13 protein-coding genes are annotated in these 14974 nt (G+C 43.6%); 10 read left to right on the top strand and 3 right to left on the bottom strand.

The genetic code is table 11. The features are described from left to right. Position 1: 1 nt before the first annotated feature. Positions 2-1324 carry a M16 family metallopeptidase gene (locus GTK07_RS00575; protein WP_163631770.1) on the bottom strand — a complete coding sequence of 441 codons (1323 nt, stop codon included), beginning with the start codon at positions 1322-1324 and terminating at the stop codon, positions 2-4. Positions 1325-1510: 186 nt separating this feature from the next. Here GTK07_RS00575 and GTK07_RS00570 point away from each other — a divergent pair, with 186 nt between their 5' ends. The 8 genes from GTK07_RS00570 (at position 1511) to eutC (ending at position 10990) form a co-directional block, all read left to right on the top strand. Beyond that, on the top strand, positions 1511-1957 hold the full coding sequence (locus tag GTK07_RS00570) for a DUF4199 domain-containing protein (RefSeq protein WP_163631767.1): 447 nt from the start codon (positions 1511-1513) through the stop codon (positions 1955-1957). A 102-nt stretch (positions 1958-2059) separates the two neighbouring features. Then, positions 2060-2581, top strand: coding sequence for a 50S ribosomal protein L21 (rplU, locus tag GTK07_RS00565; protein WP_163631764.1), 522 nt, complete (start codon positions 2060-2062; stop codon positions 2579-2581). 24 nt (positions 2582-2605) lie between these two features. Continuing rightward, positions 2606-2866 carry a 50S ribosomal protein L27 gene (gene rpmA, locus GTK07_RS00560; protein WP_163631761.1) on the top strand — a complete coding sequence of 87 codons (261 nt, stop codon included), beginning with the start codon at positions 2606-2608 and terminating at the stop codon, positions 2864-2866. A 139-nt stretch (positions 2867-3005) separates the two neighbouring features. Further along, positions 3006-4604 carry a tetratricopeptide repeat protein gene (locus GTK07_RS00555; RefSeq protein ID WP_163631758.1) on the top strand — a complete coding sequence of 533 codons (1599 nt, stop codon included), beginning with the start codon at positions 3006-3008 and terminating at the stop codon, positions 4602-4604. Between the two features lie 171 nt (positions 4605-4775). Beyond that, positions 4776-7676, top strand: a complete 2901-nt coding sequence (locus tag GTK07_RS00550; protein ID WP_163631755.1) for a TonB-dependent receptor — start codon at positions 4776-4778, stop codon at positions 7674-7676. A gap of 110 nt (positions 7677-7786) precedes the next feature. Further along, positions 7787-8812 carry a phytase gene (locus tag GTK07_RS00545; protein WP_163631752.1) on the top strand — a complete coding sequence of 342 codons (1026 nt, stop codon included), beginning with the start codon at positions 7787-7789 and terminating at the stop codon, positions 8810-8812. 52 nt (positions 8813-8864) lie between these two features. After that, the gene (locus GTK07_RS00540; protein ID WP_163631749.1) at positions 8865-10235 is read left to right on the top strand and encodes an ethanolamine ammonia-lyase subunit EutB; all 1371 of its coding nucleotides are present in this window, start codon (positions 8865-8867) and stop codon (positions 10233-10235) included. Next, on the top strand, positions 10235-10990 hold the full coding sequence (gene eutC / locus GTK07_RS00535; protein WP_163631746.1) for an ethanolamine ammonia-lyase subunit EutC: 756 nt from the start codon (positions 10235-10237) through the stop codon (positions 10988-10990). Before GTK07_RS00540 ends, eutC begins: the two co-directional genes overlap by 1 nt. A gap of 3 nt (positions 10991-10993) precedes the next feature. Here the strand turns inward: eutC and GTK07_RS00530 are convergent, their stop codons facing one another. Beyond that, a complete protein-coding gene (locus tag GTK07_RS00530) occupies positions 10994-12160 on the bottom strand; it encodes an alanine racemase (protein ID WP_235932396.1) in 1167 nt (388 codons plus the stop codon). Between the two features lie 109 nt (positions 12161-12269). Here GTK07_RS00530 and GTK07_RS00525 point away from each other — a divergent pair, with 109 nt between their 5' ends. After that, positions 12270-12848, top strand: a complete 579-nt coding sequence (locus GTK07_RS00525; RefSeq protein ID WP_163631742.1) for a DUF3332 domain-containing protein — start codon at positions 12270-12272, stop codon at positions 12846-12848. A 68-nt stretch (positions 12849-12916) separates the two neighbouring features. Here GTK07_RS00525 and ahcY read toward each other — a convergent pair whose 3' ends face one another. Next, on the bottom strand, positions 12917-14233 hold the full coding sequence (gene ahcY / locus GTK07_RS00520) for an adenosylhomocysteinase (protein ID WP_163631739.1): 1317 nt from the start codon (positions 14231-14233) through the stop codon (positions 12917-12919). Between the two features lie 74 nt (positions 14234-14307). Here ahcY and GTK07_RS00515 point away from each other — a divergent pair, with 74 nt between their 5' ends. Further along, a complete protein-coding gene (locus GTK07_RS00515) occupies positions 14308-14949 on the top strand; it encodes a 4'-phosphopantetheinyl transferase family protein (protein ID WP_163631736.1) in 642 nt (213 codons plus the stop codon). Positions 14950-14974: the final 25 nt, after the last annotated feature.

Below are 14974 nucleotides of genomic sequence, written 5' to 3'. Positions count from 1 at the left end.
CTTAGTTAGCGTCTTTTTGTTCTGGTAAATATTCCAATTCCACTCGCTGGTTCACCTTCAAATATTTTTTGGCCACTTCCATGATGTCTTCACGGGTTATGGAGCGGTAAATGTCTATTTCGGTATTGATGAGGTTGGTGTCATCCTTTAACATATAGTTTTCGGCCAAATTGTTCGCGATGCCCTCAACACTGCTGTTGGCATTCACGTACATGTTTTCGAACTTGTTCTGAAGTTTTTGATAGTCCTTTTCAGAAATCAGTTCCATTTGAAGTTTTAGGATTTCCTCATCGATTTCCTTTTTAAGGTCTTGGATGGAATTTTCGCCCACGGGAAGCGCCCCCACTACATAAGAGCTATAATCTTCGGCATCGATGGGCACGGAAATGACCTGAAGAGCCATTTTCTTTTCATCCACCAATTTTTTGTAGAGTTTGGAACTTTCACCATCGCTCAAATAGGTAGATATCATGTTGATGATATAAGCGTCCCGTTGCCCTTGCCCTGGAGTCCTGTAAGCTAACAAAATAGCGGGAATTTGGATGTTGGGGTCGTTGTACTTGGCATAAATGGTTTGGGTAATAGGGTCTTCCTTGATATCGGGTCTTTTGATATCGGCCCCTTTTGGAATGGGGCCAAAATAATCCTTGACCATTTTTTTGGTCTTGTCCGAATCTATGTCCCCGGCGACTATCAACACGGCATTGTTGGGAACATAATAGGTTTTGTTGAATTTTTTGAAATCGTCCAAAGTGGCACTGGCCAAATGATCCAAAGAACCGATCACGGCCCATCGGTATGGGTGTTTGGTATATAGGTTTTTCAAAAGCTGCTCAAAAAAGGCACCATAAGGGGAATTGTCAACCCGCAGCCTTCTTTCTTCCTGTACCACTTCCTTTTGGGTATCTACCCCAACCTGCCCAATGATCGGGTGCATCATCCGTTCAGATTCCAACCAAAGCCCGACTTCCAAACTGTTGGATGGGAATACTTCGTAATAATAGGTGCGGTCCAAGAAGGTGTTGGCATTGTTTCTTCCACCATTGGCGGCCGTTATTTGGTCCCATTCGCCACGGGCTATGTTTTCAGTTCCTTCAAACAATAAATGTTCAAAGAAGTGGGCAAACCCTGTTTTTTGGGGATCTTCGTCTTTAGACCCAACGTGGTACATGACGGAGACGGTAACCACGGGGGCAGAATTGTCCTGATGCAGGATCACATGCAGGCCGTTGTCCAGGTCGTACTCTTCAAAAGCTACTTCCTGGGCAGAAACCATGGTTCCTACAAGAAGCAACGAGAATGCTGAAAGCAAGTGTTTTTTCATTGTAATTGTCAGTATTAGAAATTAATGGTGTTGTTTAGAGGTTGGTAGCGATTTGTTGATCGATGTTACGCTAAATATAGGATAAAATCGAAATAAAGTTGGAATCTAAGTCAGTCTTTTACCACAATTTAAAGCACAATTGGCAAATATTCAGTAATTTAAACAATGGATTTAAAAAGCATAACAATGAAAAATTTAACCCTTCCAATCCGCTTTGGCATTGTAACCAGTGCCGTTCTGATTGCCTATTTTTTACTTTTGGCTTTAATGGGTAAGCATACCAATGTTTTCTTCAGTCTTTTTAATGGGGTGATCACGGGATTTGGAATCTATGAAACCATAAAATACACCAAGCTTCGGCAGGGCAAGGGTTTTAGTTATGGCAATGGGTTTACGGCGGGGGTAACCACCGGTTTTGTGGCAACGTTACTTTTTACCATCTTTTTTGCTTTTTATGCCACGGAACTGGATAGCGTTTTTTTGGATGAACTCTCCACGGCATGGTCCAAGGATTATAAAAACTTTCAGGGAATTGTATTCTTCACTGTGGCCATTATGGGTTTTGCCACTACCTTGGTCTTGACGCTTTCTTTTATGCAGCTGTTCAAAACCTCCAACAACTCCAAAAAATAATCGGTATTTGCCGTAATAATACTTGTGGATTAAGGATTTAGCAGTATATTTGCACCCGCTAATTTTGATAAAGCGAATTAATTTTAATCTAATCAACGCATTATGTACGCAATTGTAGAGATGGCAGGGCAGCAATTCAAAGTTGCAAAAGACCAAAAAGTGTACGTTCACCGTTTGCAAGAGGATGAAGGAAGCAAAATTACTTTCGACAAAGTCCTTCTTTTGGAAGATGGCGGAAACGTTACCATTGGCGCCCCAGTCATAGAAGGTGCGGCTGTAGAGGCCAAAGTTGTGAAGCACCTTAAGGGAGATAAAGTAATCGTCTTCAAAAAGAAAAGACGTAAAGGTTTTCAAAAGAAAAACGGACACAGACAATATTTGACCGAGATCTTGGTTGAAAGCATTGTTGCTTCCGGTGCAAAGAAAGCGGCTCCCGCCAAGGCTAAGGCTGATGAAAAACCTGCTGCCAAAAAGGTTGAGGCTCCAAAAGCCGAAGCTCCAGCTGCAACTGAGGACCTAAGCTCCAAAACTGTTGCGGAATTGAGGGACTTGGCCAAGGCCAAGGACATTAACGGTTACTCTTCCATGAAGAAAGCCGAGTTGATCGAAGCATTAAGCAAATAAGAAAAGAACCAAAATTTAGATATCATGGCTCACAAGAAAGGTGTAGGTAGTTCAAAAAACGGTAGGGAATCAGAATCGAAACGTTTGGGCGTTAAGATTTTTGGTGGTCAGGCTGCCGTTGCTGGTAACATCATTGTAAGACAACGTGGTACCAAGCACAATCCTGGAGACAACGTATACGCAGGTAAAGACCATACCTTGCACGCCAAGGTAAGCGGTATCGTTAAGTTTGAGAAAAAATCCGGTGGAAAATCATTCGTTTCCATCGAGCCTTTCCAAGCTTAAGAACTAGTTTATATACAAGTTAAAGGCCCCGCAATTGCGGGGCTTTTTTTTCACTCCATTTTTTAAAGGTTTAATAACCTAATGGTGATGTTGGGATGAGGGCGAATGGTTTTCTTGAATCCTTATTCCAAGGTCTGCCATGAAAAGAATTATCAGGTATGTACAAATGGTCCTATTTATGGTCATTATTGTCCATCACCATGGTTTTTCCCAAAAATCCGGGATAGAACAGTCCCCAAATGATCTTAATTCAGTATTTCGGACCCTTCAAAATCAGTTGGAAATTTCTAAGAAGAATCCGGGTCAACCCAAAAAAATAGTGCAGAGCCATTTAAAATTGGGGGAATATTACCATTCTTTAGGTCTGTACTCCGAGGCCATGGAGCAATACAACAAGGCGTTGGATCAATTGGGTACCGATTTAAACGACACCCTTTTCATCACCCTTAACAACAATATTGGCAAGGTGTATTTATCCCTCAATAACTTTGAGCTTGCCGAACAACATTTCACTGAAACCCTAAATGTTTCCAAGGGGATAAAGAATGATAGAGGTTTGGCGGTTTCATTGGGATTGCTAGGGGCGAGCCATGAAAAGCAAGGGGAATACGGGGAAGCGTTAAAAGACCAGAAAGAAAGTCTTTTGTTGTTCCAAAAAATGGGAGACCAACATGGGATGGCCATGACCAATGAAAATATTGGGAGCATTTATGAGGATTTGGAACAATTTGATCTGGCTTACCAATATTTCAATAAGGCCTATCAATATTTGGAAGGAAAAGAAACTGTGGAAGAGGTCAACGTGCTCAATAATTTGGGGGATTCCTTTAGGAAAACGGGAAACTATACAGCAGCCCTCGAAAAAACTTCAATGGCCTTGGAAGTAGCCAAAAGACTGAATGATCTTCACCAATTGGAAAGTGCCCATAAAGATCTATCGAAAACCTTTGCTTTTTTGGGTGATTTTGAAAGTGCCCACACGCATCTCCTACTGGCTGAGGAATTCAACAGTGCCATGCTGAGGGCGCAGAACACCGACCAACTCAATGTGCTGCAGACCATTTACGAGACCAACAAAAAAGAGGCCGAGATCCAATTGTTGAAAGAGCAGAACAAGGTGAGCCGCGCCAATCAAAACCTGTTATGGGTTGCCCTTTTTGCCATTGCTGCCATTCTTACCATCTTGTACAATTATCTGGGAAGAAAGCGAAAGGCAAAACTCAAGATCCAGGAATATAAACAAAGGATGCTCAAAGCAGAGCTGGAAAAGAAGGCCATCGAGGAAAAGAATCTACAGCAGGAGGTGCAACTTAAAACATCATCCTTGTCCCGATACAGTCTGCACCTGTCCCAGAAAAACAAGATTTTGCTTGATCTCGCCAATACGTTGAGGAACGTTGCCGCTAGGAAGAACATGGACACTTCCGAAAAAATCAAGGCGTTGGTAAAAGAAATCGACTTTAATCTACAACAAGAACAGGAGTGGGACGAGTTCATGACCTTCTTCAAAGAAATTCATCCCGAGTTTATCAAAAAACTATCAACCCTATCCGATAACCATCTTTCCCCGGCCGAACTCCGTTTGGGGATGTTATTGCGGTTGAACCTATCCTCCAAAGAAATCGCCTCTATTTTAAGGGTGACACCCGATAGCGTTCGCGTGGCCCGTCACCGACTCCGAAAAAAACTTCCCATAGACCAAAAAGATGAATTGGTAAACTTCATGATCGATCTTTAAGCCCACTTTTCCCCTATTTTTTGGAAAAGGTTAGCCCAATGTAAATTAACTGTAATTGTTGCCCTCTTGTTTCTGTCCATTTTCCCATTTGTTTCCTTTTTGTTTCCCTTTAGTTTAAATCATAATAGGTTGATATACATAGTTTTGGAAAGCATTCTAACAAGAACCAAAATGAAACCAATGAACCTAAAAAAACTATTGTTTGTAACGCTTTTTTTGATGGTGGGAATCGCATTTTCGCAATCCCAGGCAGGAAATATACAAGGAACCATTACCGATGAAAATGGAATATATGTCCCTGGGGCGAACGTTTATATAGAATCCATTTCCAAGGGAGGAATCACTGATTTTGACGGGCGATTCACTTTGGTGGGAATTCCCGAAGGAAACTACACTTTAAAAGTATCCTACATGGGATATGCCGATGTGGAGCAAGGGGTCGTCGTTACCGCTGGAAAAACCACTTCTGTGAACATGTCATTGAATCCTACCAGTGTTGAACTTGATGAGGTACAGGTAAGCGCATATGGACTTAGCGGGCAGGCCAAGGCCCTGAACACCCAAAAGACCAACATGAACATTACCAACGTGGTTTCCACGGACCAAATTGGAAAGTTTCCCGATGCGAATATCGGTGACGCCGTAAAACGTATTCCTGGTATCACCATGCAGGTAGACCAAGGTGAGGCGAGGAACATCATCGTTCGTGGTTTGTCGCCACAGTTGAACTCCGTAACCTTGAACGGAAGTAGGATTCCTTCCGCAGAAGCCGATAACAGAAACGTCCAAATGGATTTGATTCCTTCGGATATGATTCAGACCATCGAAGTCAACAAAGCGGTAACGCCCGACATGGATGCCGATGCCTTGGGTGGATCGGTAAACTTGGTGACCCGCACAGCTCCCCAAGGATTCAGGGTTTCTGCTACGGCAGGATCGGGAATCAACTTCATTACGGATAAAAGAATTTGGAACGGATCTATATTGGTGGGAGATCGTACCAAGGATGGAAAATTCGGTTATATGCTTTCCGCCACCATCAATGACAATGATTTTGGATCGGATGATATTGAAGCCGAATGGGAAAATGAATTTGAGTACAACACAGGTGTAGAAGATGATGAGGGCGACCCCATTTTGGAAGAAGTGGATGTTGATCCCTATACCAATGTCACCGAACAGCGTACCTATTTTGTGCAAAGGGTAAGAAGAAGCTTTGCCGCCAATTTTGATTTTCAGATCGACCCAAACAACAATATTTTCTTGAAAACCATGTACAACTGGAGGGATGATCGTGAAAACCGTTTCCGTTTGGAACAAGAAATTTTGGATGGGGAGGATATCGAAGTGGGAGATTTTACCATCAGTAACGGAGCTTTGACCCGTTTCCCTGCAGAAATCAAAAGGCAGACCAAAGGAGGTATTGCTGGTGGACGAAACCAAAATGCCCGATTGGAAGACCAGCGAATGCAGAATTATACACTTGGGGGTACCCATTTGTTGGGAACCTTGAAAATGGATTGGATGGGCTCCTATGCCAAAGCATCCGAAGAACGTTTGAACGAGCGTTATGCCGAATACGAATCGGAATACATCGTCAATAACGACAACAGCAATCCCAAGTATCCGATCATGACTGCGGTGGATCCAAACGATTTTAATGATCTGGGTAGCTTTGAGTTTGGGGAAGTGACCAATGAAAACCAATATACCGATGAGGAGGATATGAACTTCTTCGTGAATTTTGAACTTCCGGCAGATTTGTTTGGTAAGGGTGGAACATTGAAATTTGGTGCCAGAGGTCGGTTCAAGACCAAGGAGCGTGACAATGATTTCTTCGAGTACGATTTGGAGGACTTATACCCAACTTTGGCCGATGTGCCGACCAAAATATACACAGACCCAGATTATCTGGCAGGCAGCAAATACCAAGCGGGAACTTTTGCCAGCGAAGAGTGGTTGGGTTCTTTGGATTTGAATAGTGACAACGGTGAGGATGTTCCTGACGAATATCTTCCCGGAAACTTTAAAGTAAAGGAAAATGTTTGGGCGGCTTATGCCATGTTCAACCAGAAACTTACGGACAAATTGAGTGTTTTGGCAGGTTTGCGGGTCGAGAACACCAAATTGGAATCCGATGGCAACAGGGTCATCTATATTGAAGAAGATGAAGACAATGGTATTAAGGAAGGCATTGAGGTGCAACCCGTATCCGATGAAAACTCATACACCAACATTCTACCTGGAGTTCACTTTAAGTATGATGTGGACAACAATACCATCTTGAGATTTGCTTGGACCAATACCTTGGCACGTCCCAATTATTCAGATTTGATTCCAAGGGCAGAAATCATCAACGAGGATGCCGAAGTGGTTGTGGGCAATCCTGAATTGGACCCTACCACTTCCATGAACTTTGATTTGAATGCCGAGCACTATTTTGAAAGCGTAGGGATTATTTCCGGTGGGGTGTTTTATAAAAAGATCAACGACTTCATTTATACCTTCATCACCGAAGCACAGGATGATACTTTTGGATCGGGCACTACCGGGTATGACGTGTTCCAACCCTTGAACGGGGATTCTGCTTCCATCTTTGGAGCTGAATTTTCCTTCCAAAGACAACTGGATTTCTTGCCTGGCTTCGCCAGAAACTTCAGTATCTATTTGAACTATACGTATTTGACTTCCAGTGCGGATGGCATCCGTAACGAAGATGGTGACGAGCGTACCGATCTTGACCTTCCCAATACGGCACCCAACATGTTCAATGGTTCTTTGGGTTATGCAGACAAGAGGTTCAGTGCCAGGCTATCGGCCAATTTCTCCGATTCCTATATTGATGAGATTGGAGGCAACGCCTTTGAGGACAGATACTATGACACCCAGTTCTTCTTGGACTTCAATGCCAGTTTTGCCATCAACAAAAACTTGAGGATCTATACCGATGTGAACAACATCACCAACCAACCTTTAAGGTATTTTCAGGGAGTGAAAGAAAGGACTCAACAAGCAGAGTTCTACAGTACCCGATGGACCTTTGGGTTAAAATATGACTTGTTCAAAAAATAGCATTGTCAGGTCGAGCGCAGTCGAGAACAAGTATGGACGTTTTCCCTGAAAAACATCTCGACTGCGCTCGATATGACTTTTTTGAATGTACTTTTAATAGATAGATTCTAATGAAACAGATACGAATATTACTTTTTTTATCAATTTTGGTGCTTTCCTGCAAACAACAGGCTCCCAAATTGCCTGCCATAGCACCAGACATCATTACTGAAAAAACGCCCAACGATACCGATGATCCCGCTATTTGGATCCATCCTGATGATCCCTCAAAAAGCATTGTGTTCGGAACCGATAAGGAAACCAATGGAGGAATTTATGCCTTCGGTTTGGATGGGAAGATTATTCCCGAGAAATCCATCAAAAATATGGAACGACCCAACAACGTGGATCTGGAATACGGTTTTCAATTGAACGATTCCGTTGCACTGGACATTTTGGCCTTTACGGAAAGGGAGAAGCAACAATTTCGCTTGTTCTCCGTCCCCGACATGCAGCCTTTAGATGGTGGTGGCTTTCCTGTTTTTGAAGATGAGACCAATCTGGAACAACGTTTGCCCATGGGGATAAGCCTGTATAAATCACCTAAAGATTCCTCAATTTATGCCATTGTGGGAAGAAAAACCGGTCCTAGCGGTTCGTATCTCTATCAATATAAACTGGAGATGGACAGTACAGGGGTCAAGGCCAACTTGGTCAGGAAATTTGGTAGTTTTAGTGGTAAGGAAGAAATTGAGGCCATTGTCGTGGATGATGAACAAGGCTTTGTTTATTATTCGGATGAAGGAGTCTGCATCAAAAAATATTATGCCGAACCTTCCATGGGGAATGAAGAGATTGCCTGTTTTGGTGGTGAGCATTTTTTACGGGACATTGAGGGAATTGCCATTGCCGCTTACCCAAAAGGTGAAGGGTTTATCATTGTTTCCGATCAGCAGCGAGGTCAATTCAATATTTTTTCAAGAAAGGATAACCGTTTTATCAAGGCCGTGAACCTGTCGACCACTGAAACAGATGGTTGCGATGTGGTCACCGTGCCATTGAACAACACTTTTCCAAATGGCCTTTTTGCTGCCATGAACGATCAAAAGGACTTCTATTTTTACGATTTGGGCAAATTGGGATTAAAAGTTGATTGATTCCTTCTTCCGATTCATCTAACAGGCTATATTTAAAGGGAAGATTGTAAGGATGCCCTATACGTATACCATTCAACAAAAAGTATATTCATTTCCCGATCTAAAATCGGTGTTGGCCAAGGCCAGTCCATTTAGAACGGGAGATGCCCTTGCAGGTTTGGCGGCCGAAAGTAATATGGAACGGGTAGCCGCCCAATTTGTGTTGAGTGAAATCGCCCTTAAAGATTTTTTGAACGAGACCCTTATCCCTTACGAGGAAGATGAGGTGACCCGATTGATCATGGACACCCATGATGCCATTGCCTTTCAGGAAATATCGGGGTTTACAGTGGGCGATTTGCGCAATTGGTTGCTTTCCCATGAGGTGGATTCTCAAAAATTGACCCAGATTGCCAAAGCCCTTACCCCGGAAATGGTAGCCGCCGTTTCTAAACTGATGCGCAACCAAGACCTGATTGCCGTGGCCCAAAAGTGCGAGGTGGTCACACAATTCCGAAACACCATTGGAAAAAAAGGACATTTATCCGTGAGGTTACAGCCCAACCATCCTACGGATGACTTGCGCGGCATTGCAGCCAGTATTGTGGACGGTCTTTTGTACGGAAGCGGGGATGCTGTCATAGGCATCAACCCGGTGACGGATAGTGTGGACATTGTGGGCGACCAGCTTAAAATGATGGACGAGATCCGCCAACGGTTTGATATTCCCACCCAGATCTGTGTACTCTGTCACTTGACCACATCCTTGGAATTGTTGAACAAAGCTCCCATGGATCTCGTTTTTCAATCCATCGGCGGAACGGAAAAGACCAATGCATCCTTCGGCATTGATCTTTCCATGTTGAAAGAGGCTTACGACGGTGCTTTGGAATTGAACCGGGGAACTTTGGGGAACAATCTCATGTATTTTGAAACGGGGCAAGGCTCTTCCTTGTCGGCCAATGCCCATTGGGGAGTGGACCAGCAGACTTGTGAGGCCAGGGCCTATGCGGTGGCCAGACATTTCAATCCGCTTTTGGTGAACTCAGTAGTGGGATTTATTGGGCCGGAATATCTGTATGATGGCAAACAGATTACCCGCGCGGGACTGGAAGATCATTTTTGTGGAAAATTGATGGGATTGCCCATGGGGATGGATGTGTGCTATACCAATCATGCCGAGGCCGATCAAGATGATATGGACAATTTGTTGACGTTGCTGGGAGTGGCGGGTTGCAATTTTATCATGGGGGTTCCGGGTTCGGATGATGTAATGTTGAATTACCAATCCACATCCTTTCATGATGCGCTTTACGTGCGAAAGGTCTTGAACAAACGACCTGCTCCAGAATTTGAAACCTGGCTCCACAACATGGGGGTTTTGGACGATACAGGGAACCGTTTGGCTGTTGAACCCTCCCATCGATTGTTAAAGAACCTGTGATGAAAGAGAAACCATCCAAACCGATCATTAAGGATCCTTGGGAAAATTTAAAGGAGTTCACCAATGCCCGAATTGCTTTGGGGAGTACAGGCAATGCCATTCCGTTGAAAGAAGTATTGCAGTTCAAGTTTGCCTACGCCCATTCCAAAGATGCCATTGCTACGGAGTTGGATGTCGTCATGTTGAAAACGAAAATCCAATCTTGGGATTATCCAGTTTGGGAAGTAAAAAGTCAAGTTTCGGATAGGTCGGAGTATCTAAAACGACCCGATTTGGGAAGAAAATTGGATGCAGAATCGGAAGTGCTGCTGAAAAGAAACACTGGAACCTTCGATATCATTTTTGTATTGGCAGATGGGCTTTCGGCTGGTGCCGTGAACCGGAATGCCCTTCCCCTACTTCAGCTATTGTTACCCCAATTAGATGGGTATTCCATTGGGTTTGTTACGGCCACCATGGCCCGTGTGGCATTGGGGGATGACATTGGGAGTGCCCTGAACGCGAAATTTGTGGCACTGCTCATCGGGGAACGCCCGGGATTGTCCTCCCCAGAAAGTATGGGCATTTATACCACTTTTGCCCCAAAATTGGGTCTCACCGACGAACGTAGGAATTGCATTTCCAACATACATTCCAATGGACTCAGTCATCAACAAGCCGCTTCTTTGGTTGGCTATTTAATCCGTCAATCGTTTGCCAAAAAAATAAGCGGGGTCGATATCAAAATCAACCTAAAGGAGCTATTGGAAGATTAAGTTTTAGAATTGAAGCTTACGTTTTCTGGCCGTAATGGCCCAAGTATCCGTTTTCATCCCATTTTCAATTAAGGAGACTTCGTCGTGCAGGTTGATGGTAGGGCAGATGTGATAAGGAACCCCGTATAACACGTCTCCCACTTTCCAGTTGTCCCAATCATTTACCCGAATTACCCCGTGCTCTTCACTTTGGGAAAGCAACTCATAATTGGTGATGTTGAGAAATTTGATGCGTTTGTCAATAGGGTTTTCTGCGGATACGGATTTATGTCCCATGTCCACGGTAATAATGCCCTCCGTGGGTCTGGAAATGACCCGGGTCACCACCAAAGCGGCATACTTAAAGGATTGCTCGGTCAGTTTTTCTCCATAACCCCAATCCCACAGTACACAGGTTCCTGGACTGGTAATCCTGTTTTCTTCCAACAGATGGGAAGTAAAGGAAGGAGTGCCCCCGCAGATCATCTTGGCCTCTGGATATTGTTTTTTGAGCTTTTTGAAATAGCTAGTGACCTGCTCCAAGTCATGCTCTATTTTTTCTCGACGTTGGACAAATTCAGGATCCCGTAAATGGCCATCGTATACATGGAATCCTTGAAAATGGAGGCCTTTGCACGTTTTTAGATGGTTCATCAAATCATCCAATCCAGTACCTATTTTGATACCCGATCGGTCCATGCCATTGTTGATATCGATGTAAATATTTGCGATTGTTCCACTTTCCACCGCTTTTTTATTCAAAAGCTTCACACTGTCGATATTATCGATCAAGGTTGAAAATTGAGTGTTTGGAAAATGCAGGCACAACTGTATGAAACGGTCCACTTTTGGACCCACCAACTGATGTGCAATCAATACGGAACTGGCACCTGCCTCTGCGGCTATCTCTGCTTCGGAAATGGTGGAAGCCTTAAAATTGAAGATTCCGGAATCCAATAAAAAATCCATCACTTTGGGCATTTTATTGGTCTTGATGTGGGGCATCAATCGTTGCGTATCGCCATGGACCAAGGAAATCATTTCCTGAACATTAAATTTCAAATGCTCCAAATACAGGGCAATGGATGGGGAGTCCACAGCCTCCACATTTTGTATCACATACCAGTCGTTGTTCATGGTTTCTTCTTTAGGAGGATTAAAGGTAACGATCTGTTTAGAAATGGGAAGCATCTATTTTAAACGTTGAACGGAAAAATACAAGAGGCGTATTTTGTTTATGGATAGAGTTGCAACCAAATCTTTTTGTAGCTTTAAGAACATTAACCATAATTCTTATATCATGAAAAAAATCGTTATTTCTTCTTTGTTGGCTTGTTCCATTTTGTTTACAAGCTGTTTGGGATCTTTTAGTGCGTTCAACAATCTGAAGGATTGGAACCAAGGGTTAACCGACAGTAAGTTCTTGGACAACCTTATTTTTTGGGGATTGAACATTGTTCCCGTTTACGGTCTCTTTTTCTTGGGAGATGTCATTATTTTCAATGTCATTGAATTTTGGTCCGGTTCAAACCCCATTGCCATGAAAGATGGGGAGTCGGAGACCCAAATGGTGGAACATGATGGCAATACCTTTAAAATGGTGGCTACCAAAAACAGGATCCAAGTTACCGTAGTGGAAGGTCCTAAAAAAGGCAAGAAGATAGATTTGGTATATAAACCGGACGAAAAATCCTGGAACGCGATCCGACCAAACGGGGAGATCATCAAACTTTCCTCTTTTGAAGAAGGATTCTATATTGTGTACATGCCCAATGGAGAAAAAATCAAAATAGACCCAATGGACACTAGACAAGAAGGGCTGGCACTATTGAAAGAGGCCAAAACCTGTAATTATGGTGAAGGTTTATTGGCGGATTGATCCATCACTGCAAAATAAAAAAACCCATGGCCAAAACCATGGGTTTTTTTATTGGGTATTATTAAATCTTAATATCTGTAATAATCTGGTTTGAAAGGTCCTTCTACCGTAACCCCAATGTATTCTGCTTGATCTTCCTTCAACTCGGTAAGCTCAGCGCCTAACCTTGCCAAATGCAGTTGCGCTACTTTTTCATCCAAATGTTTGGGTAACGTATACACATTGTTCTCATAATTATCGTGGTTTTTCCACAATTCAATTTGAGCCAATGTTTGGTTGGTGAAGGAGTTACTCATTACAAAGCTTGGGTGACCAGTGGCACAACCCAAGTTCACCAATCGGCCTTCGGCCAAAATAATCACATCCTTTCCTTCAATGGTGTATTTGTCCACTTGAGGTTTGATTTCGTTCTTGGTATTGCCATAGGTGCGGTTCAACCAAGCCATATCAATTTCATTGTCAAAGTGACCAATATTACAAACAATGGCCTTGTCCTTCATGGCCCTAAAATGCTCTTCACGGATAATGTCCTTGTTCCCGGTTGCGGTGATGACCACGTCGGCATTTTCCACAACGGATTCCAATTTCTTCACTTCATAACCATCCATACAAGCCTGGAGGGCACAAATGGGGTCTATTTCGGTAACGGTAACAATGGCGCCTGCACCTCGGAAAGAGGCTGCGGTTCCTTTTCCAACGTCTCCGTATCCGGCTACAACCACACGTTTTCCGGCCAACATGGTATCCGTAGCCCTTCTAATAGCATCCACGGCACTTTCACGACATCCGTATTTGTTGTCAAATTTGGATTTGGTCACGGAGTCGTTCACGTTGATGGCGGGCATTGGTAGGGTTCCTTTTTTTACCCTTTCGTACAAACGGTGCACTCCGGTAGTGGTTTCTTCGGATAGTCCCTTTACACCAGCGGCCATTTCAGGATATAGATCCAACACCATATTGGTAAGGTCACCACCATCGTCCAAGATCATGTTCAGTGGTTTTCTATCCTCACCAAAGAAAAGGGTCTGTTCAATGCACCAGTCAAATTCCTTCTCGTTCATGCCTTTCCAGGCATAAACAGGGATTCCGGCAGCGGCAATGGCAGCGGCGGCGTGGTCCTGGGTAGAGAAAATGTTGCAGGAACTCCAGGTTACCTCGGCACCCAGGGCCACCAAGGTCTCGATCAATACGGCCGTTTGGATGGTCATGTGCAGACATCCGGCAATTCGGGCACCTTTCAATGGTTGCTCTTTACCGTATTCTTCACGCAACGCCATGAGCCCTGGCATTTCGGCCTCGGCAAGCTCAATCTCTTTTCTTCCCCAATCCGCTAGGGACATATCCTTCACCTTATAAGGTACATACGGAATTGTCTTTGTGCTCATACTTTATATAAATTTACTTTTGTAGCTTCGCTTTTATAGTGCGACAAAGATACAAATTCGCTTAATTTTTGGTCATGCCCATTTACAAAACCATAACAGTTTCCCCAACAACCAAAGTCTATATCTGGAAGGTGACCGAACCAGAGAAACAACTGGCCAAGAATGTGGAGCTCACACAGCACTGTCAAAACCGTATGGACGGCATGAAATCGGAAGCACACCGAAGGGCATTCTTGAGTATCAGACACTTATTGGCCTTGGCCGGATATGAGGACAAGGACCTTGTTTACGATGATTTTGGAAAGCCCCATCTAAAAGATGGAAATCATATATCCATAACCCATTCGCACAATTTTACGGGAATCATTGTAAGCGAAACCGATGAGGTGGGTATTGACATAGAAATGCAGCGCGACAAGATCCTTAGAATCGCACATAAATTCACCCCTATTGATGAATATAAAACTTTGGCGAATACCGAGGCCATTATGAGAAAATTGACCATTGTCTGGGGTGCCAAGGAATCCCTGTATAAAATTTATGCGCAACAGGGGCTCAGTTTTTTAAGGCACATCAATGTCATGGATTTTGCCTTTGCCGATGGACGGACCGTTGCCGAGATCTTGTATAAGGGTAAAAAGTCGCAATACGAAATCGAGTTTTTGGAATTTGAGGGGTTTACTTGTGTGTATGCCCTTAAGATGATGGGTGGATGACGATTTCTTTTAGTAGTTTTGCCTG

Source organism: Flagellimonas sediminis (genome assembly GCF_010500845.1).
GTDB classification, from domain to species: Bacteria; Bacteroidota; Bacteroidia; order Flavobacteriales; family Flavobacteriaceae; genus Flagellimonas; species Flagellimonas sediminis.
Note: the sequence above shows the minus strand (reverse complement) of the source record. Positions and strands in the feature narration are given on the sequence as shown.